Origin of the sequence: Streptomyces sp. NPDC058221, assembly GCF_042882365.1 — a bacterium.
Classification (GTDB): domain Bacteria; phylum Actinomycetota; class Actinomycetes; order Streptomycetales; family Streptomycetaceae; genus Streptomyces.
The window spans coordinates 30206-48532 of record NZ_JBHVWF010000044.1 but is presented as its reverse complement, the minus strand read 5'-3'; the positions used below and the strand labels follow the sequence as shown (position 1 = coordinate 48532).

Sequence of the window (18327 nt, the reverse complement as noted above, 5' to 3'; positions counted from 1 at the left end):
CCGGGAGCGCTGTCGTCGGGGAGTGCCGGCTGGGACGGGCGCGCCAGACCAGGTGAAGGGACCGGTGACCCCTGCATGACGGCAACCGGCCGAGGCGACCGTTGCCCGGCGCACCCCTGCCCGCAGAGCGGCACTGTCAACTCCGCAGGCGGGTCGGAGCACCCAGTTCCGTACTCTGGACCCATGCGTATGCGTCCTACTCTGAGCTGGGCCCCCACCGAGGACCTGCCGTCGGCCACCACGGATCCGGAGCCGATCGCCGGTGCTCTGAGGGCCGGCGGTGTGCTGGTGCTCAGCGGGGCGGGTATCTCCACCGAGTCCGGCATCCCCGACTACCGGGGCGAGGGCGGGAGCCTGAGCCGGCACACCCCGATGACGTATCAGGACTTCACCGCGAGCGCCCGGGCCCGGCGCCGGTACTGGGCACGCAGCCACCTCGGCTGGCGCACCTTCGGCCGCGCCCGCCCCAACGCCGGGCACCGGGCCGTGGCCTCGTTCGAACGGCATGGCCTGCTCTCAGGTGTGATCACCCAGAACGTCGACGGCCTGCACCAGGCTGCCGGCAGCGACGGCGTCGTGGAACTTCACGGAGGTCTGGACCGGGTCATCTGTCTTTCCTGCGGCGACCTCACCTTGCGCCGCGAGCTCGCCCGGCGGCTGGAGGAGGCCAATCCGAGATTCCGGCCGGTGGCCGCCGCGATCAATCCTGACGGCGACGCCGATCTCACAGACGAGCAGGTCGGGGACTTCCACGTGGTGCCCTGCACGGTCTGCGGCGGCGTCCTCAAGCCGGACGTGGTGTTCTTCGGCGAATCCGTTCCCCCGCAGCGGGTCGAGCAGTGCCGTGAACTGGTCCGTGAGGCGACCTCGCTCCTGGTGCTGGGCTCTTCGCTGACGGTGATGTCCGGACTCCGGTTCGTCCGTCAGGCGGCCGACGGCGGAAAGCCGGTACTGATCGTCAACCGGGACGCGACCCGGGGCGACCGGCACGCCGTCACCCGCATCGCGCTCCCACTGGGAACGGCCCTGTCCACCGTGGCCGGTCAACTGGGCATCCCCGTCAGGGACGAGACAGCGGGTTCCGCATAACCCCGCGCACGGCTCCCGCCGGCACCGACAATGGCAGCCTGCCGCGAACCCGCCTCGAAGGAGATCCATGTCCCGGGCCACGTACTCCCCCTTCCTCCTCGCCGGGCTGATGGCCGGAGCCGGGGTTCTCCACTTCACGGTTCCCAAGGCCTTCGACGGGACCGTACCGAGGGTGCTGCCCGGCGCCCCGCGTGCGTGGACGTACGCGAGCGGCGTGGCCGAATGCGCGCTTGCCGCCGGGCTCGCCCACCCTCGCACTCGGCGCACCGCAGCCCGCGCGACGGCCTGCTTCTTCGTCGGTGTCTTTCCCGCCAATGTCCAGATGGCAATCGACTGGCGACGCCGCCCCGCCCTGCCGAGGGCTGCGGCCTTCGGCAGGCTCCCCCTGCAGATTCCCTTGGTTCTGTGGGCCCGCAAGGTCGCCCGCGCCGAGGGCGCATCGCGCACGTGATGCGCCGGAGAGTCTCCGACAGCCCGCGATTCGCGAACCACTGACCAGACACCGACGCGGTGACGCGATGACGCGGTGACGCGGTGACGCGGTGACGCGGCCGAACGGTGGAAGCCCTGCCTCGGACTGCGCTCATCCGCCGGCTGTTCGATCATCGAGGTTATGGCCCAGCATCCACCCGCCACCCCTTGGGCGCTTCCGTCGATCACCCCCATGCTGGCCGTGCCGGGCCCGCTGCCCGTGCCCGACACCGACTGGGCATTCGAGACCAAGTGGGACGGGGCGCGCTGCATCGTGAGCACGTCGGGCGACGGGACGGTGCGATTGACCTCGCGTGCGGGCAACGACGTCACCGCGACCTACCCGGAGCTGAAGGCGTTGGGCGGGGTCCTGCGCGGACACGGTGCGGTCCTGGATGCCGAGGTCGTGGTCCTGGACGCGTCCGGGCGGTCCGACTTCGGCCGGCTCCAGAACCGGATGGGCGTGGCCGACCCACGCCGCGCGTCTCGCCTGTCACTGGACTTCCCCGCCCGTCTGATGATCTTCGATGTGATGTTCCTCGACGGACGCACACTGCTCGGCTCGCCCTACACCGAGCGTCGCGAGGCCCTCTCCGCGCTGCGGCTGGACGGTTCGCACTGGTCGGCCCCGGCGTACGTGCAGGGAAACGGGGCTCGGGTATGGGCCGCGGTGGTGCGTGAGGGGCTGGAGGGTGTGGTCGCCAAGAGGCTCTCCTCCGCCTACACGCCGGGGGCCCGGTCGGCGCACTGGCGCAAGACCAAACGGGTGGACACCTTGGACGTGGTGATCGGCGGCTGGACACAGAGACGGGGCGCCGCCACGGGGGTGCCTGGGGCGGTTCTGGCCGGCGTGGACGGGCCGGCAGGGCTGCGGTACGCGGGATCGGTGGGATCGGGAATGTCCGAGCGTGAACTCGGCGAGCTCGCCGGCTATCTGGCGGTCCTCGCGCGCTCGACATCGCCGTTCGCCGACCGCGTCGACGTGGCTGACGTGCACTGGGTCGAGCCCCGGCTGGTGGCGGAGGTCACCGCGTCGGAGTGGACCAGGTCCGGCCGGCTGCGTCACCCGGTCTGGCAGCGGCTACGGCCGGATCTCACCCGGCTGGACCGACTCCCGTGAGCCCGGCCCTCCGGGACCGCACCGCTCCTGCGAGTGTCGCCCGCCCCGGGCCCAACCCTCGACATGCAGTTCAGGTTGAGGTCCGGGCCGGCTCGACGTCCGGTTCAACTTGACCGTGGCTCCGAGGCCGCACCCCGGGGAGACCCGTCACTCCGCGTCACGGATCCCGAGAATGTACGTCGCGGTAAGCACGACGGCACGGTCTTCGTCACGCGACAGATCCTCGAGGGCGCGTGATGCTGTGGTTCCCGGGATATCGGCGAGCGCCTGTGCCAGCCGTCGGCGTGCGGACGGTTCGGCCGCGCCCCGGGTGAGGCGCTCGACGAGTCCGGTGGCGATCCGGTCCGCGAGTGCCGGACGGTTCGCCAGCGCACTCAGCACATCGGCCGCATCGACGTCGTTCGTCTCCTCGGCGACCATGTCGATGAGCGTCGGGACCGCGTCGGCTCCCCCACGTGTCCCGAGCCCCAGAGCCGCATACCTGCGGACCACGATGTCGGAATGCGTGAGGGCAGACTGCAGCAGTGCGGTCGCCTCACCGTTCGGGATCTCGGCGATGGACTGGACAGCACGTCTCCGTACCTCGGTCTCGGGTGATCCGAGGCCCTCCGCCAGGAGTGCCGGCCCCCTGCCCCCCGATTGCGCCAGAGCCCATCGCAGGGCTCCGGCGACATTCGGATCGCTCTCGCTCAGTACCGCCTCGACGAGTGCTTCGACCGGCACGGGAACCTCTTCGACCGAGGACATGGCCGCCCGCTGCCGCGTTCCGGCGTTCTTTGACCCCAGCGCCTGCAGGAGCTCGACAATCTGGAGGACACCCTCCCAGGCGGCGGGTTCCGCGGCACCGATCCGACGCAGCCGCGTGAGCAGCGCCGCCTCGTCCGCCAGACGTTCCCGTGTCTGGCGGACGAGGTCGTCGACGAGCTCCGAGGGCTTGAAGCCGGGGTCCTCCAGCGCGCGTCCCACTTCGCGTAGCGACAGCCCCAGCGACCGCAGGCTCTCGATGTGGAAGATCCGCCGGATGTCCGCACCGGAATACTCTCGGTAGCCGCCCTCGGTACGCTCCGTGGGCCGCACCAGGCCCAGCGACTCGTAGTGCCTGAGCATCCGGGCGCTGACCCCGGACCGTCGCGCCACATCGCCGATCAACACTGTCTGTCACTCCTCCTGGCCGGTCCTGCCGAGGACCACGATGCGCTTCGCCTCCTCGACCGCGAACTCGAATCCGGCATCCGGGTCGCGGAACAGCCGTTCCGTGGCAATCGCGTGCCGGCGCACACGGGGTTCGAGAGCCGTCATGGCAGTGTGCAGAAGTGGCAGCATCCCCTCACCGAGGGCGATCAGTGCCCGGCTGAGGCTCAGCTGCGTCTCGCGTTCGCCGCGCCCCAGCTGTGTCGACAGCACTGCGGCCAGCTCGGGCTCCGCGTCTTCGGGCACAAGCACGACCGCTGCCCGCCAGGCGCTCCGCGCCACCTCGTCGTCGGCGTCGGTCAGCAGCTCCGGCGTGATGACGGGCCATGCCTGCCGATCTCCGATCTTGGACAGCGTGTGCAGCGCCTGACTTCGCGCCTGCGCACGTCCGGAACGGACTTGATCGAGAAGCTGCGGAACGGTCAGCGACGAAGCGTGGCGGGTGATGGCCCACGTGAGCATTTCACGCACGGAGAACTCGGGCTCGATCGCACATCGTTCGATGAGCTTGTCGACGAACTGCGGGCCAGGGGTCGTGCCGAGTGCCAGGGCCGCCCGGAGCCGTGCCGAAGAGCTGCTGCTCTCCAGCCCCTGAAGAGCTCGCATCGTGTCCGCGTCCTGCTTTCTCATGGTCATCGGGATCACCTCCAAGGCCACAGTCAAGACCCTGCCACTGTGACAAGGTCAAGCGTGCATCCCGGACGACCACCAGGTTCCCTCCTCTGTCCGACGAGGACGCCACCGGGCGACGGGTCACGGCGTCCGGTCGTCGTCGACGAACGCAGTGATCAGGCTGCGGGGTGCGCTGTCGCTGAAGAGCAACTCGTTGAGCCGGATTCCTTCGGCGGCGGCTTCGGCACCTCGGGGGAACATGTGCTGCTCGTACTCCGTGAGGGCGGTCTCGACGTCGTCGGGGTGCGCAGCGATGGCCTTGCCGAGTTCGGAGCCGTCGTACATGGCAAGGTTGGCGCCTTCGCCGTTCGGGACCGAGAGGTGGGCTGCATCTCCGAGCAGGGTCACTCCCGGCACCCGGTCCCACCGGTGCCCGGTCGGCAGAGCGTTGAGGGGGCGCAGGACCGGCGCCGTGTCGGAGTCGGTGATCAACACAAGGAGCTCCGGCGCCCAGCCGTCGAACTCGTGCGCAATTCGTGCGGTGGCGGTGGCGGCATGGCCGAAATCAATGGTGTTGAACCACTCCTGCGGCGCGGTGAGCGCCACATAGGTGTGCAGGGTGCCGCCCTTCTCCCGGTGAGCCTGAATCCCCTTGCCCGGCGCCAGAGCGAGCATCGAGCCGCCACCGACGACCTTCGCAGCGACGGGATGCCGGTTGTCGCCGTCGACCAGATACGTCTCCACGAACGACCGGCCCGAGTACTCGGGTGTGGCGGTGGAGAGCAGCGGCCGGACCCGCGACCACGCGCCGTCCGCGCCGACCAACAGGTTGGTGACAACGGTGCTGCCGTCGTCGAACGTCACCTCGTGGCGGCCCCCACCGAGGGTCCGGGTACTGCCCGCCTTCCGGCCCCACCGGACAGTGCCTGCCGGAAGCGAGTCGAGCAGGATCTGCCGCAGCTCACCGCGCTGCACCTCAGGGCGTCCGCCCGTCCCGTCGTCGGACTGCTCGAACAGGACAACCCCGTCCTGGTCGAGTATCCGCATCGCCTGGCGGCCCTCCAGGACGAGGCTGCGGAACTCGTCGGTCAGACCTGCCGCCTCAAGCGCCAACTGGCCGTTGTGGGCGTGGATGTCGAGCATCCCGCCCTGCGCGCGGGCCCCGGATGACGCCTCCGCCTCGTAGACCGCGGCCCGGATGCCGTGGACGTGCAGAACACGGGCGAGTGTGAGCCCGCCGAGGCCGGCACCGATGATCGTGACTTCAGTGGTCATGCTGGTTCCTCACGTGTCGCTCGGCCGCCGGACGGGCGCCGGCAGCGTCTCTCGAAGGTCCCAGACCCCGCCGATATCGGACCGACAGCGCCGACAGGTGACCGATACCGCAGCTCCCTCCCTCGATCACCGCAGGCCAAAGCCCTGCCGCACTGGGGACCGGCCGCTCCGCCCCCCTGCGCGGCGCCTCGCGCCGCCACGACCTCAGGTGGCCCATCGCCACATCGCTGCACCGCCACGGCCGGGGATCAGGGACGGTCTCGGCACAGTTCCTGGTCCACGAGTGCGGTCATGGCCTCCTGGGTGCGCTTCCCGCCGTCGCCCGTGGCGTACACCACGGCGGTCCGGCTCCCCTCCCGGGTGACGCCGCCCCAGGCGCGGTAGCCGAGCAGTTCGCCCGGGTGACCGAAGTAGCTGCCGCCACAGGACAGCGGGATCTCCCCCAGGCCCAGTCCGTACCTCACCCCCAGCTCGGGCGCGGGCACGGTGGTCGTCATCTCGTCGAGTTGCTCCGGAGCGAGCAGCCGGCCGCCGAGCAGGGCGGCGTAGAACCGGTTCAGATCGTGCGCGGTACTGATGATCGAACCGGAGCCGATGGCCATACTCGGATTGAGCTTTGTGACATCGGTGCTGGTGGCGGAGCCGAAGGTGGCGTAGCCCTGGGCATGCGGGCCCGGGATGAGCGGGAAGGTTCTGGGTGTGCTGGTGTCGCTCAGTCCGAGTGGGCGGATGATCCGGTCCCGCACGCCTGTTTCCCAGCTCCGGCCGGTGACCTTGTGGATGATCATCGCTGCGAGTACGTAGTTGGTGTTGGAGTACGACCAGTCGGTGCCGGGGGCGAACTCCGGAGAGTGACGCATCGCCAGCCCGACCACCTCCTCGGGGGTGTAGGTGCGCAACCGCTCGGCCTCATAGCCGGTCGCACCGTTCAGTGCGGGTATCGCGGGCAACACCTCAGGCACACCGCTGGTGTGCTGCAGCAACTGCCGCACCGTGATCCGGCTGCCGTCGTTGCCGTTGCCCTGAACCACTCCTGGCAACCAGTGCTCGACGCTGTCCTCCAGGGAAAGGCGTCCCTCACCGACGAGTTGCAGCACGACCGCGGCTGTGAAGGTCTTGGTGGCGCTGCCGATTCGGAACCTGCCGTTCCAGGGCATGGGCATCCCGGTCCCCGACTTCGCCGTCCCGGCTCGAGCGACATCATGTGTGTCCGGTGAACTCACCTCTGCGAGCGCTCCGACGACCCCGGTGTCGTGGATCGCGTCCACTTGCTGCTGGAGCGGATCGGTGGGCTGTGGCTTCGCTGCGGCCGTCAGCCCGGTCGACGTCGCGAGCAGGGCCGCGATCAGGCTGGTCAGAACGAGCAGCCGTGGCGGGCGCGTTCCGGACGTATGCATGATGGTCCCCCTCTGTTCCGGTGGCCCGTGCGCACAGGGCCGCCCGACCCGCGACCTATTGGCCCGGATCCCTGGTGGTGGCGACCATCCCACCAACAAGGAAGGGAACGGCCCATCCGGCTGTCCCCCTGACGTTCCGAGGCACTGTCTGCAGTGCGGGACATGGGGTTACCCCCCGCCCCGCAGGGACGCTCGGACCACCGCTGCCGAGCACTTGGACAGACGTCGGCGGCTGCCCCGCTTCATCGGCGGCTCGTCGCCCACCGGGATGCCGACGTGTTCGGAACGGACGGCGTACCGACCGGTCAGGACCCGCGGCCTGTGCCAGGAGGAGGTGGACCGACTTGCGGCCATTTCCGCCACGTACTACACCTGGGCCCCGCAACCTTCTCCGGTGGACGTTCGCCGATCCCGCCGCCCGTCACGTGATGGCCGACTGGCCGGCCGAAGCATCCGCGCCCGGCCACCGAGCAGGTCGATGAGCGGGCCTTGTCCTACCCGCGCAGCACCATCGCCGCCGACGAGACAAGTCCCGCTCTGCGCAGTCGCGTTCTCAGCCCGTCGTCGCCGCACGGTACGGACGGAAGAAGGCGCGCAGTTCCTCCGCGTAGAGCTCGGGCTCCTCGAACGGTGCGAAGTGCCCACCGTGCTCCGGTTCGTTCATGCTCACGAGATTCGCCGTGCGTTCGAGCCAGGCCCGTGGCGGGCGGACGATGTCGCCGCGGAAGAGAGAGAAGCCGGACGGCACCTCGACCCGGCGCTGAAGCTGCTCGGGAGGGATCGCGGCGTTGGCGTGGTACATGCGCATCGACGAGCCGATCGTCCGCGTCAGCCAGTAGAGCATGACGTTCGTCAGGATCTCGTCCTTCGTGAAACTCCGCTCGATGTCGCCGTCACAGTCGCTCCATCCGCGGAGCTTCTCGACGATCCACGCGGCGAGACCGGCCGGCGAGTCGGTGAGCCCGACAGCGGCGGTCTGGGGCTTCGTTCGATGGATGGCGCCGTAGGCACCCTCGCTCGCGCCCCAGGCCGCGGTCTCATCGAACCAGGCGCACTCCTCGGGAGTGAGGTCCGCAGGATCGCCGGTGAAGACGGGCAGTCCCCCGTCCATACGGTGAACAGCCACGATCCGCCCCGGGTGGTCCAGCGCAAGGTATCGGCTCACGTGGCTGCCGACGTCCCCGCCGGCCGCACCGAATCGCGAATAGCCCAGGACATCCATGAGCTCGGCCCACAGGCCTGCTACCGCGATGGAGTCGAGCGGCGCACCTGTGGGGCGATCGGAGTACCCGAAGCCGGGCATGTCCGGCACGACCACGTCGAACGCGTCGGCCGGATCCGCGCCGTGGGCGCCCGGGTCGGTCAGGAGCGGGATCACTTTGGAATACCGCCAGAACGAGTCCGGCCAGCCGTGGCTGAGGACGAGCGGCAGAACAGGGCCGGCCGGGGCGACAGCCCGGGCATGTACGAAATGGATACCCAGGCCCTGGAGCCGAACGCGGAACCGCGGCAGCCGGGCAAGCGCCGCCTCCTGCGCCGGCCAGTCGAACCCGTCCGCCCAGTAGGCGACGAGTTCACGCAGGTACTCGATGTCGGTCCCGAGCGACCATCCGGCCTCGTCGGGCGCATCCGGCCAGCGTGTCGCGCGCAGCCGCGCACGGAGATCCTCAAGCGCAGCCGGATCGGTCTGTGAGGTGAACGGTTCCAGGTCAAGCGGTGCTTCCGGCATGGTCCGCATGCTAGCGCGACGCAGTGCCGAACGCCGGAGCGCGAACCGCGCGCCGGGCAGTCCGAGCCACTGCCGGCGGGCGGGAACACGCCGTCGTGAACAGCGATGCCGCCCGGCCCGGGCGCAGAAGCGGTGCCGCGGACAGCAGCTGTGCCCGAGCTGGGGAAGCGGCCGCGCCACGGCCCGACAGGCTACTGAATGCTCCAGCGGTGCGGATGCTCCGGATCGGTGGGGCAGGCAAAGATGTTGAGCTCGCCCCAGCGGCCCACGGTGACCTGGGTGGGATCGGCGGACCGGTACCGGCTCCGGTCCTCCAGCGGTTTCCAACTGCCGCTGCCGCCGTCCCACTCCGAACTGTCGACCGTCAGCAAGAGGTGCATCGGCGTCGTGCAGGTCAGGCAGTCCATGGGGGACGGGTCGGTCGAGTGCCAGGAGGCGAAGCCGCCCACACGCCAGCCCGGCGGTATGGACAAGTCGTACTGGTAGCAGAGCGGCTCTGCGGTGTCCGCGTCCGCCGACTGCTCGGCTTCCTCCTCAAGGGCTTCCTCCCAGGCGTCGATGCGAGTGCACAGCTCTTCGGGCAGAAGGCCGGCGAACGGGTAGGTGACCACTTGCTCCGGGTGCAGCACGCAGGGCTCCGGCACATATCCGTCGGACCCGACGACCGGAGGCTGCGGCGGCGCGGTCAACGCCTCGCCGGTTTCCCACGAGCGCCGCCAGCGAAGGTGCAGTGCCATGCCGTACCCGCCGTGCCCGTGCGCATCGAAGGGGCACCAGAACACCTGGAGCAGGTCGTGGTCGCCCGGCCCCCGTGAAAGGTCGGGGACATCCCGCCGGTAGAGCTGCGCGAGGCCGATCATCGGCACCGGATCGGTCTCGGACGCCCCGGGAATCCGGTGTTTCCTGCCCAGCTCCTGCAGGAGCTCACGTTCCTCGTCCGTAGGACCGGAATCCGGATCACGGGCCCATGCGGCTTCCAGAACCTGCCGATAGCGGCGAATGTCGGCAGGCCGCCGCCCGTGCCCACGTCCATGGGCCTCACGGCACACCGGCCACGGCTCGTCCGTCGGCCACAGCATGGGGCCGCCCACAGAACTGGCCGACGGGTCCGGGCTTCCAGGCCTCGGATGGAGCCGTGTGGTTGTGCCTCGGAAGGCGGCCAATTCCGGGAAGAGCGCCTCGACATCGAGAGGGCGCGGGGGCGTGGTCCTCGTCATGGACGCGACCTTAGACGCCTGACAGCCCCGGTCATCGAGCACCCCGGCAGCAACTGCCCGGCCGGTGCGGTCGTCACACACCCTGGTTCAGCCGGCCTCCGTGCCGCCCGAAGCGGCCGGAAGCCTGAAGCTTCCGATGTCGGCCACCTGCGCAAGCCCGCGGACCAGGGGTTCATCGAGCCGTACCTGCCGGCAGGCTGCGCGCAGCAGGTCACGGTCCCTTACGGCAAGCCCGTCGGGACCGAGGCCGGCACCGACCACACCGGCAGCCTGCCCACTGTCACCGACCCCGCCTCGGGAAGTTGCCTCAGCAGCACTTCGGCCGAGACGAGTACCGGCCGGAGGGTCACCGTCACGGGCGACCAGTACCAGCCGGCGGGCTGAGGACCCGGGCGCGGCCCCACCCGGTTCCAGGTGTGACCGGGGCGGCTTCGCGATGGGCACGGGTAGCGGTGGAGTCCACGCCGACCGGGATCGCTCCCCCCGAACTGCACCGCAGCCGCTCGGGGTACGGGCCGTATTCGCCGATCGGCGGGTCTGGCCCGATTCACGCCCTATCCCTCGCTGAGCCGATTCCAGAAGTGGTGGGTGAGGCCGCTTGCCGAGGTCGCCGACTCGACAGTGAACCGGTCCTGGACTTCGGCAAGCCCGTCCCACATCGATACCCCGGTGCCGAGGGTGATGGGCACGGTGACCAGGTGCATGAAGTCGACGAGGTCGGCCGCCAGAAACTGCCGGACGGTGGAAGGCCCACCCCCGATCCGAACGTCCCCGCCGTCGGCTAGGTCCTGGGCGTATGCGAGGGCGTCCTCGGGTGCGGCGTCGAGAAAGTGGAAGCTCGTGCCGTTGTCGAACGAGATGGGGTCACGTCGGTGGTGGGTGAGCACCACCACGGGCGTACGAAAGGGGGGTGCATCGCCCCACCAGCCTCGCCAGTCGTCGTCGGTCCACTCCCCGGTCTGCGGACCGAACTTGCCCCGGCCCATGATCTCGGCCCCGATGCCCTGTCCCCAGGTGCTCGTGAGAGCGCGATCAAGGGTGATCGGGTCATCCACGGCGTCGACGCCGTGGATGAAGCGCCCGTCGAAGCGCGCGAACAGCCTCTCGGCACCCCCGATGGGCGCGTCGAGCGTGATCGTCTCACCTGCGCTGTAGCCGTCTAGGGAGACGGAGAAGTTGTGCACCCGGACTCTGGCCATGCGCTCCGCCTTCGTAACTGAATGCGATCTGCAACTGGATGAGGGGAGCCTACGATGCAGCAGTTGCCTGTCGCAATCACCCGGCGGGCCGCGTTGCACCGGGAACCGCGTTCGGTTGCATCCTGCACCAATGGCCGCTGGTTATAGAATTGCGCCGTGATCAGTGAGGATGCCGCCCTGGAGGCGTTGGCCGTACTGGGCGACCCGGTGCGTCGTGGACTGTATCGACATGTCACCGGAACACCGGGCGAGGTGGGACGCGATGCCGCGGCCGCGGCGGTCGGGGTATCCCGCTCGCTGGCGGCGTTCCACCTCGACAAGCTGGTCGAGGCCGGACTGTTGGAAGTGTGCTTCCGGCGGCTTTCGGGGCGAAGCGGCCCCGGGGCCGGGCGGCCGTCGAAGCTGTACCGGCGAGCAGAGGGCGAGCGCGCGGTGTCCGTGCCACCCCGCTCCTACGACACAGCGAGCCGGCTGCTCGCCGAGGTGGTGGAACGGGCCGGCCTCGACGGGGAGTTGCAGGCGGCGGCAAGACAGGCCGGGGAGGCCGAGGGCGGCACGGGCGAGGAGGCCGATCCGGTCGAGGTGTTGCGGTCGCGCGGTTACGAGCCGTTCTGGGACGGCGAGCGGCTGCGGCTCAACAACTGCCCATTCCATGCGTTGGCCGACCAGTTCCCCGCCCTGGTCTGCGGGATGAACCTGGCCGGCATCGAAGGTCTGCTTGCCGGAATGCCGGACGGACAGGCGTGGAGCGCAGAGATGGATCCGCTCCCGCGAGGGTGCTGCGTGGCTCTTGCGGTCACCAAGGAAGTCTAAAAACAGCGTTCGTTGACTTTAGAAGGTTCACCCGGGCATGCTTACCCCGTGAACGCCTTCCACCTTGCCCAGGTCAACATCGGGCGCATCCTCGCCCCGCTCGACAGCCCCCAGCTGGCCGACTTCGTCGCCCAGCTCCCGGAGATCAACGCTGTCGCCGATCAAGCCCCTGGATTCATATGGCGCATGGTCGACGACGGCGGAGCCGACTCGACGAGCCTGCGCCCCAGAGATGACGACGCCCTGCTCCTGATCAACTGCTCGGTCTGGGAATCGGTCGAAGCGCTGAAGAACTACACCTACCGCAGTGAGCACCTCAAGGTGCTGGCTCGCCGCCGGGAATGGTTCGAGCGTCTCGTAGACTTCCACCACGCACTGTGGTGGGTCCCCGCAGGCCACCGCCCGGGCCTCGACGAGGCAATGGACCGCATCACCCTGATCCAGAAGGCCGGTGAAGGCCCGGAGGCCTTCACCTTCCGGGCGCCGCACCCACCACCGGTCGGCTCGTCCGCAACGTGAGCGGCACAGACCGATTGCCGGGCGCCGAGTGCCGAGTGCCGCTTCGAGCGTCCCCGACGACGAAGGCTGGGGCATCGAGCGCGGCACCCCGGACCCACACCGCCCACGCTTGCGGTGCCGCCGGGCCGAGCACCGCGAGGCCCCGTGCCGCCTGCGGCTCATGCATACCCGGCAACCGTCAACGGCAGGACTCCGGGTACCGGCGGCACAGGGCCTCGCGGCCGAACAGCGCTCCGGATCAGCGGACCTCGGTGACCCGGTGTTCCTTCAGCGCCGCACAGTTGGAGTTCTCCACCGACACGTACACATTGTCGATGTTGCCGCCCCAACTCACGCAGTGGCCCTTGCCGTAGACGTAGGCCGGCCCCGCGTACGACGTGTAGTTGCCGTCGTCACCGGCCCACTCGTCGGTGTCGGGGACATAGACGTACGTGGACACGCTCTTGGCCGTACCCGGGTTGGCACGGATGGTCGCGACGCAGTTCTTGCCGTTCGCGGAGTTGTACGTCAGGTACACGGTGCCCAGTGAGCCGACGGGCGCCGAGTTCACGGTCTTGTAGGCGCCGCCGCAGACGCCCTGCGGTGTGACATTGGGTGCGGCGGACGCGGTCGTGGCCAGCACGGCCGTAGCACCCAGCGCCAGCGTGGTCAGCGCCCCGACAGTAGCGACATTGCGCATGCTTCGCATATATCCCCCTTGTGTCCCTGAGAGCGGATTACTCCCACTTGATGTGACCCACGAAGGGCAGGGATGGTTGTGCGGGGTGTACCCGGAGATGTCGGGCGAAGCCGTCCGTCCAGCGATCCGCCTGGACGTAGCACGACGCGGACATCACTGAACGACGCCCGCGCTGCTGCGGTGCCACTTCACGTGGTGAAGACCGCGCACCCACGCCTGACGCGGCAGGGTGCGGTCCCGCCGCCCTGGCCGGCCGACTGCGCATCGGCCTGCCAGGGCGGCGGCAACGGCAGGCGCTGCGTCCCGCCGCGCCCGTCGTCAGGCCTTCGCCTGCATGTCCCGTCGCGCGGGGTTGCCCTGACCCGCCGCCTTGGGGTCCTTTTCGCCGGCCTTGGCGCGGACACCCTGCTGGATGCGCTCGCCGATCGACTTGTCGATGTTGGACCAGTACTCGAAGGCCCGTAGCAGTACAGGCTCTGTCACACCGTTGAGGAGATGGCCGACGACGTTGTCCACCAGGCGCTCACGGCCGGCGTCGTCGAGGACCTCACGCACCATGGTGCCCGCCTGGCCCCAGTCGTCGTCCTCGGCATGAGAGACGTAGGCGGTCCGGGTGATGTCCCCGTCGGCGTACCAGCTGGGCGGGGTGCCGTAGCGTTCGGTGTCCGCCGCGGGCCCGCCCTTGGAGTTCGGCGCGTAGACGGGGTCCGCAGTCTTGCGGTACGCCATAGCCCCGTCCTTCGAGTACGTGTTCACGGGAGCGACGGGCGCGTTGACGGGAAGTTGCTGGTAGTTGCCCCCGATGCGGTGGCGGTGCGCGTCCGCGTACGAGAACAGCCGGGCCAGCAGCATCCGGTCCGGGCTGGGGCCGATCCCGGGAACCAGGTTGTTCGGCTGGAAGGCCGCCTGCTCGATCTCGGCGTGGTTGTCAGTGGGGTTGCGGTCCAGCGTCATGCGGCCGACCTCGATCAGCGGGTAGTCGCCGTGCGGCCACACCTTGGTCAGGTCGAACGGGTTGAACCGGTATCCCGCGGCGTCCTCGTACGGCATGACCTGCACGTGCAGCGTCCAGCTCGGGAATTCACCGTCGCGGATGTGCTCGAAGAGATCGCGGGTGTGGTAATCGGTGTCGGCCGAGGCCATCTGGTCCGCCTCGTCCTGGGTGAAGAACTCGACGCCCTGGTCGGTCTTGAAGTGGTACTTCACCCAGAAGCGCTCGCCCTGCGCGTTGATCCACATGTAGGTGTGCGAGGTGTAGCCGTTCATGTGGCGCCAGGTACGCGGGATGCCGCGGTCGCCCATCAGCCAGGTGACCTGGTGGGCCGACTCGGGAGACAGGGTCCAGAAGTCCCACTGCATGTCGTGGTCGCGCAGGTTGTTGTCCGCGCGGCGCTTCTGGGACCGGATGAAGTGCTGGAACTTCATCGGGTCCTTCATGAAGAACACGGGGGTGTTGTTCCCCACCATGTCGTAGTTGCCCTGACTGGTGTAGAACTTCAGCGCGAATCCACGCGGGTCGCGCCAGGTGTCCGGGCTGCCGCGCTCACCGGCGACGGTGGAGAAGCGGGCCACCATCTCGGTCCTGGTCCCGGGCTGGAACAGCGCGGCCTTGGTGAAGGCGCTGACGTCCCCGGTCACCTCGAAGTGGCCGAAGGCTCCGCTGCCCTTGGCATGAGGCTGCCGTTCGGGGATCCTCTCCCGGTTGAACTGCGCCATCTGCTCGATCAGGTACGCGTCCTGCAGCAGGATCGGGCCGCCCGGTCCAACGGTGAGCGAGTGCTCGTCGCTCTCCACCGGGGCACCGGAATCAGTGGTGGTCGGCTCACGTGAGGTGTCGGTCATCGGGCTGCCCTCCATCATGTTGCCTTGAGTCAAAGCTGGTCACTCGGTCACACCGGAACAGCGAAACGAAGTCGCGCCACTCCGACTAGCCCGGATCAATGGGTGTCAAACCTGAATGAAGCATCACATCCCTTTACTCATGCTGCCCCTCCTGTCACCTTCCGTCACCTCGGCGTCAGCCCCGCCACCCACGTGCGCACCGCGCCTCCAGTCGCGCGGCGACCGGTCTCACACAGCGTGTCCGGCAGCTGGGTCAGTCTGGTGATCCACGGCGCGAGGCAGACGCCGGGGAAGCCGAGCCGTCCCAGCACCCCGGAGGTCACGCTCGGCCGAAGGAGTGCATCCCGCCGGCCGGGCCGGGCCGTCGCGCGCCGTTGCCATCCGTCCCGGGTGCCCAGCCCCGCGCAGAGCATGCCGCCGAGGTGGCCGCGAGGCCGTACCGGTGGCATTTCTCCCCCGTGACGTACCAAGATGGAGCTCCCCGCCTCCGGGCCAGGAGCCACGCATCATGACCGACCTTGATCCGTTCACCGATGTGCTCGACTATCCGCTGTATGTCGTGACTGCCGCGGCGGCCGGTGAACGGGCCGGATGTCTGGTCGGCTTCGGTTCGCAGTGTTCGATCCGGCCGCCACGGTTCATGGTGTGGCTCTCGCGGGCCAACAGGACGTACCGGGTCGCCGCTCGTGCCGAGCGGCTAGCGGTCCATCTGCTCCGCCATGACCAGGTCCACCTGGCCCGACTCTTCGGCGGCGAGACCGGGGACCGCACCGACAAGTTCGCCCGCACCGCATGGCGCCCTGGTCCAGGAGGGACTCCCGTGCTCGACGAGGCCCCGGCCTGGTTCGTCGGCCGTATCGAGAACAGCCTCGACGGCGGTGACCATGTCGGGTTCCTGCTCGCCCCGGAGGCGGCAGAGCGCCGCGCGGGCGACGGCCTCCGGCTGCTCTCCCTGGCCGACGGGCACGGCATCGCACCCGGTCACCCGGCGGACTGACGGGGTCGGCCGGTCCCCTCTGCGGTTTCCGGCGGCGCCGATCCCGCTCTCTTCCTCTTCCCCCTCCCGTCGCGGTGGGCAGCCCCCGGGCTCGCCGTCACATCGATACGGGCCGTCGCGCACCGTGTGATCGTCACCATCGCCTCGCCTTTCGGCCCACGGCCGAACGAGGTCAAGCGGCCCCGGGGTGTGATGGACCGCCCGAATCCGGGAACTCGTTCCCCATCGCATCGCCACCCATACGAAAGGCCCGGCCATGTCCACCCGACCGACCACGCTCGATTCCAGCACCGACCTGCTCCAGATCTTCGAGCTTGCCCAGCAACTCCGCGTGGACTCGGTGCGCTCCAGCACGTCCGCAGGATCCGGGCACCCCACCTCCAGCCTCTCGGCGGCCGACCTGATGGCCGTACTGCTCGCTCGCCATCTCCACTACGACTGGTCCGCGCCGGACAATCCCGCCGGCGATCACCTGATCTTCTCCAAGGGGCACGCCTCGCCTCTCCTCTACGCCATGTTCAAGGCCGCCGGAGTCATCAGTGACGAGGAACTGATGACCACCTACCGTCGATTCGGCCACCGCCTCCAGGGCCACCCCACTCCGGTTCTGCCCTGGGTGGACGTAGCCACCGGCTCCCTGGGCCAGGGCATCGCCTACGGCGTCGGCATCGCGCTGGCGGGCCGCGACCTGGAGAAGCAGCCCTACCGGGTGTGGGTGCTCTGCGGAGACAGCGAGATGAGTGAAGGCTCCGTCTGGGAGGCACTCGACAAGGCGGGCCGGCACCAGCTGGCCAACTTCACCGCGATCGTCGACGTCAACAGGCTCGGTCAGAGCGGACCCACCGAGCTCCAGTGGGACACGGCCGCGTACGCGCGGCGTGCCGAGGCCTTCGGCTGCCGGGCCCTCGTGGTCGACGGCCATGACCTCGAAGAGGTCGACCGGGCCCTGACCACCGCCGCCGATGGGCAGGCACCCACCGTCATCGTCGCCAGGACCGTCAAGGGCCGGGGCGTCAGCGAGGTCGCCGACCAGGAGAACTGGCACGGCAAACCGCTGCCCGAGGATCTGGCCGAGCGCGCCGTCGCGGAACTCGGCGGAGTGCGCGACCTGCGGGTGCGCGGCCCCCGGCCGGCCGAGGCCACCGCAGTCGCGGCCCCCGCAGCGGGCCCGGTGGAGCTGCCTCGCTTCGACGTCGGGGACGAGGTCGCCACCCGGGTCGCCTTCGGCAAGGCGCTGGCCGCTCTGGGCGCCCGCCCGGAAGTGGTGGCCCTGGACGCCGAGGTCGGCAACTCGACGCACGCCGAGGACTTCCAGAAGGCCCATCCGGAGCGGTACTTCCAGGTCTACATCGCCGAACAGCAGATGATCGCCACCGCCGTCGGTATGGCCGTCCGCGGCTACCGCCCCTACGCCACCACGTTCGCGGCTTTCCTCACCCGGGCGCACGACTTCATCCGGATGGCCGCCGTCTCAGGGATCACCATGGCCCTGTGCGGAACCCACAGCGGCGTGGAGATCGGCGCCGACGGCCCCTCCCAGATGGGCGTCGAGGACCTGGCGATGATGCGCGCGATCCTCGGGTCCACCGTCCTGTACCCGTCCGACGCGACCTCGGCCGCCGCTCTGACGGCCGCCATGGCGGACATCGACGGCATCTCGTACCTGCGCACCACGCGAGGCGCCTACCCGGTGCTGTACGCGCAGGACGAGACCTTCGCGCCTGGAGGGTCGAAGACGCCGCGCGGGGGCGGTGACGACGACCAGGTCACCCTGATCGGCGCCGGTGTCACCCTGCACGAGTGTCTGGCCGCCGCCGAGGCGCTCGCTGCCGACGGGATCCAGGCCCGCGTCATCGACCTGTACTCGGTCAAGCCCCTCGACGCCGACGCCCTGGTCCGCGCCGCCTCGGACACCGGTGCTCTGGTCGTCGCCGAGGACCACCATCCCGAAGGAGGCATCGGCGAAGCGGTCCTCTCGGCCCTCGCGGCATCCGGCAGTCACCCTGCCTTCGCCCATCTTGCCGTCACAGACCTGCCGGGATCGGGCACGACCGGCGAACTCCTCGATGCGGCCGGCATCTCCCGCTCCCACATCGCCGAGGCCGCCCGCGCCCTGGTCAAGCGTCGCTGAAAAGCCCGCCGGGCACTGCCCTGCTGTGGCCCCGGCCGCACAGGGG

At 69.5% G+C, this 18327-nt stretch carries 16 protein-coding genes; 7 read left to right on the top strand and 9 right to left on the bottom strand.

Going from position 1 to position 18327, the window contains the following annotated elements; all coding sequences use genetic code 11:
* Nucleotides 1–183: 183 nt before the first annotated feature.
* The 3 genes from ACFVW8_RS16655 (at nt 184) to ligD (ending at nt 2680) form a co-directional block, all read left to right on the top strand.
* Complete coding sequence (locus ACFVW8_RS16655; RefSeq protein WP_389690484.1) at nt 184–1089, top strand: NAD-dependent protein deacetylase; 906 nt, start codon at nt 184–186, stop codon at nt 1087–1089.
* A gap of 67 nt (nt 1090–1156) precedes the next feature.
* Nucleotides 1157–1540 (top strand): hypothetical protein, encoded by a 384-nt coding sequence (locus tag ACFVW8_RS16650; protein ID WP_389690482.1) that lies wholly within the window; start codon nt 1157–1159, stop codon nt 1538–1540.
* 162 nt (nt 1541–1702) lie between these two features.
* Nucleotides 1703–2680, top strand: coding sequence for a non-homologous end-joining DNA ligase (ligD, locus tag ACFVW8_RS16645; protein ID WP_389690480.1), 978 nt, complete (start codon nt 1703–1705; stop codon nt 2678–2680).
* Between the two features lie 147 nt (nt 2681–2827).
* Here the strand turns inward: ligD and ACFVW8_RS16640 are convergent, their stop codons facing one another.
* From ACFVW8_RS16640 to ACFVW8_RS16610, 7 genes are all read right to left on the bottom strand, one after another.
* Nucleotides 2828–3832 carry a HEAT repeat domain-containing protein gene (locus ACFVW8_RS16640; RefSeq protein WP_389690478.1) on the bottom strand — a complete coding sequence of 335 codons (1005 nt, stop codon included), beginning with the start codon at nt 3830–3832 and terminating at the stop codon, nt 2828–2830.
* A 6-nt stretch (nt 3833–3838) separates the two neighbouring features.
* Complete coding sequence (locus tag ACFVW8_RS16635) at nt 3839–4507, bottom strand: HEAT repeat domain-containing protein (protein WP_389690476.1); 669 nt, start codon at nt 4505–4507, stop codon at nt 3839–3841.
* 117 nt (nt 4508–4624) lie between these two features.
* A complete protein-coding gene (locus ACFVW8_RS16630) occupies nt 4625–5758 on the bottom strand; it encodes an FAD-dependent oxidoreductase (RefSeq protein ID WP_389690474.1) in 1134 nt (377 codons plus the stop codon).
* Nucleotides 5759–6006: 248 nt separating this feature from the next.
* Nucleotides 6007–7155, bottom strand: a complete 1149-nt coding sequence (locus ACFVW8_RS16625; RefSeq protein WP_389690472.1) for a serine hydrolase domain-containing protein — start codon at nt 7153–7155, stop codon at nt 6007–6009.
* Nucleotides 7156–7708: 553 nt separating this feature from the next.
* A complete protein-coding gene (locus ACFVW8_RS16620) occupies nt 7709–8884 on the bottom strand; it encodes an epoxide hydrolase family protein (RefSeq protein WP_389690470.1) in 1176 nt (391 codons plus the stop codon).
* A 191-nt stretch (nt 8885–9075) separates the two neighbouring features.
* Nucleotides 9076–10101: a hypothetical protein gene (locus ACFVW8_RS16615; protein WP_389690468.1), complete on the bottom strand. Its 1026-nt coding sequence runs from the start codon at nt 10099–10101 to the stop codon at nt 9076–9078.
* Nucleotides 10102–10655: 554 nt separating this feature from the next.
* Entirely contained in the window at nt 10656–11300 is a 645-nt protein-coding gene (locus tag ACFVW8_RS16610) for a dihydrofolate reductase family protein (protein WP_389690465.1), read from the bottom strand.
* Between the two features lie 156 nt (nt 11301–11456).
* Between ACFVW8_RS16610 and ACFVW8_RS16605 the strand changes: the two genes are divergently transcribed.
* On the top strand, nt 11457–12113 hold the full coding sequence (locus ACFVW8_RS16605; protein WP_389690463.1) for a helix-turn-helix transcriptional regulator: 657 nt from the start codon (nt 11457–11459) through the stop codon (nt 12111–12113).
* A 48-nt stretch (nt 12114–12161) separates the two neighbouring features.
* Nucleotides 12162–12632: a DUF3291 domain-containing protein gene (locus ACFVW8_RS16600; protein ID WP_389690461.1), complete on the top strand. Its 471-nt coding sequence runs from the start codon at nt 12162–12164 to the stop codon at nt 12630–12632.
* A gap of 238 nt (nt 12633–12870) precedes the next feature.
* On the opposite strand, the gene ACFVW8_RS16595 is transcribed toward ACFVW8_RS16600, so the two are convergent.
* Nucleotides 12871–13320, bottom strand: coding sequence for a spore-associated protein (locus ACFVW8_RS16595; RefSeq protein ID WP_389690459.1), 450 nt, complete (start codon nt 13318–13320; stop codon nt 12871–12873).
* A gap of 309 nt (nt 13321–13629) precedes the next feature.
* Nucleotides 13630–15153 carry a catalase gene (locus ACFVW8_RS16590; RefSeq protein WP_389690457.1) on the bottom strand — a complete coding sequence of 508 codons (1524 nt, stop codon included), beginning with the start codon at nt 15151–15153 and terminating at the stop codon, nt 13630–13632.
* Nucleotides 15154–15661: 508 nt separating this feature from the next.
* Here ACFVW8_RS16590 and ACFVW8_RS16585 point away from each other — a divergent pair.
* The gene (locus ACFVW8_RS16585; RefSeq protein ID WP_389690455.1) at nt 15662–16150 is read left to right on the top strand and encodes a flavin reductase family protein; all 489 of its coding nucleotides are present in this window, start codon (nt 15662–15664) and stop codon (nt 16148–16150) included.
* Nucleotides 16151–16406: 256 nt separating this feature from the next.
* The gene (locus tag ACFVW8_RS16580; RefSeq protein ID WP_389690453.1) at nt 16407–18281 is read left to right on the top strand and encodes a transketolase; all 1875 of its coding nucleotides are present in this window, start codon (nt 16407–16409) and stop codon (nt 18279–18281) included.
* Nucleotides 18282–18327 lie beyond the last annotated feature (46 nt).

Excerpts from the sequence above, each read along its gene's own strand:
- ACFVW8_RS16650 (WP_389690482.1), top strand. The coding sequence starts at position 1,157 with ATGTCCCGGGCCACGTACTCCCCCTTCCTCCTCGCCGGGCTGATGGCC.
- ACFVW8_RS16590 (WP_389690457.1), bottom strand. The coding sequence starts at position 15,153 with ATGACCGACACCTCACGTGAGCCGACCACCACTGATTCCGGTGCCCCG.
- ACFVW8_RS16635 (WP_389690476.1), bottom strand. The coding sequence starts at position 4,507 with ATGACCATGAGAAAGCAGGACGCGGACACGATGCGAGCTCTTCAGGGG.
- ligD (WP_389690480.1), top strand. The coding sequence starts at position 1,703 with ATGGCCCAGCATCCACCCGCCACCCCTTGGGCGCTTCCGTCGATCACC.
- ACFVW8_RS16585 (WP_389690455.1), top strand. The coding sequence starts at position 15,662 with ATGACCGACCTTGATCCGTTCACCGATGTGCTCGACTATCCGCTGTAT.
- ACFVW8_RS16615 (WP_389690468.1), bottom strand. The coding sequence starts at position 10,101 with ATGACGAGGACCACGCCCCCGCGCCCTCTCGATGTCGAGGCGCTCTTC.
- ACFVW8_RS16625 (WP_389690472.1), bottom strand. The coding sequence starts at position 7,155 with ATGCATACGTCCGGAACGCGCCCGCCACGGCTGCTCGTTCTGACCAGC.
- ACFVW8_RS16620 (WP_389690470.1), bottom strand. The coding sequence starts at position 8,884 with ATGCCGGAAGCACCGCTTGACCTGGAACCGTTCACCTCACAGACCGAT.
- ACFVW8_RS16655 (WP_389690484.1), top strand. The coding sequence starts at position 184 with ATGCGTATGCGTCCTACTCTGAGCTGGGCCCCCACCGAGGACCTGCCG.
- ACFVW8_RS16630 (WP_389690474.1), bottom strand. The coding sequence starts at position 5,758 with ATGACCACTGAAGTCACGATCATCGGTGCCGGCCTCGGCGGGCTCACA.
- ACFVW8_RS16595 (WP_389690459.1), bottom strand. The coding sequence starts at position 13,320 with ATGCGAAGCATGCGCAATGTCGCTACTGTCGGGGCGCTGACCACGCTG.
- ACFVW8_RS16580 (WP_389690453.1), top strand. The coding sequence starts at position 16,407 with ATGTCCACCCGACCGACCACGCTCGATTCCAGCACCGACCTGCTCCAG.
- ACFVW8_RS16610 (WP_389690465.1), bottom strand. The coding sequence starts at position 11,300 with ATGGCCAGAGTCCGGGTGCACAACTTCTCCGTCTCCCTAGACGGCTAC.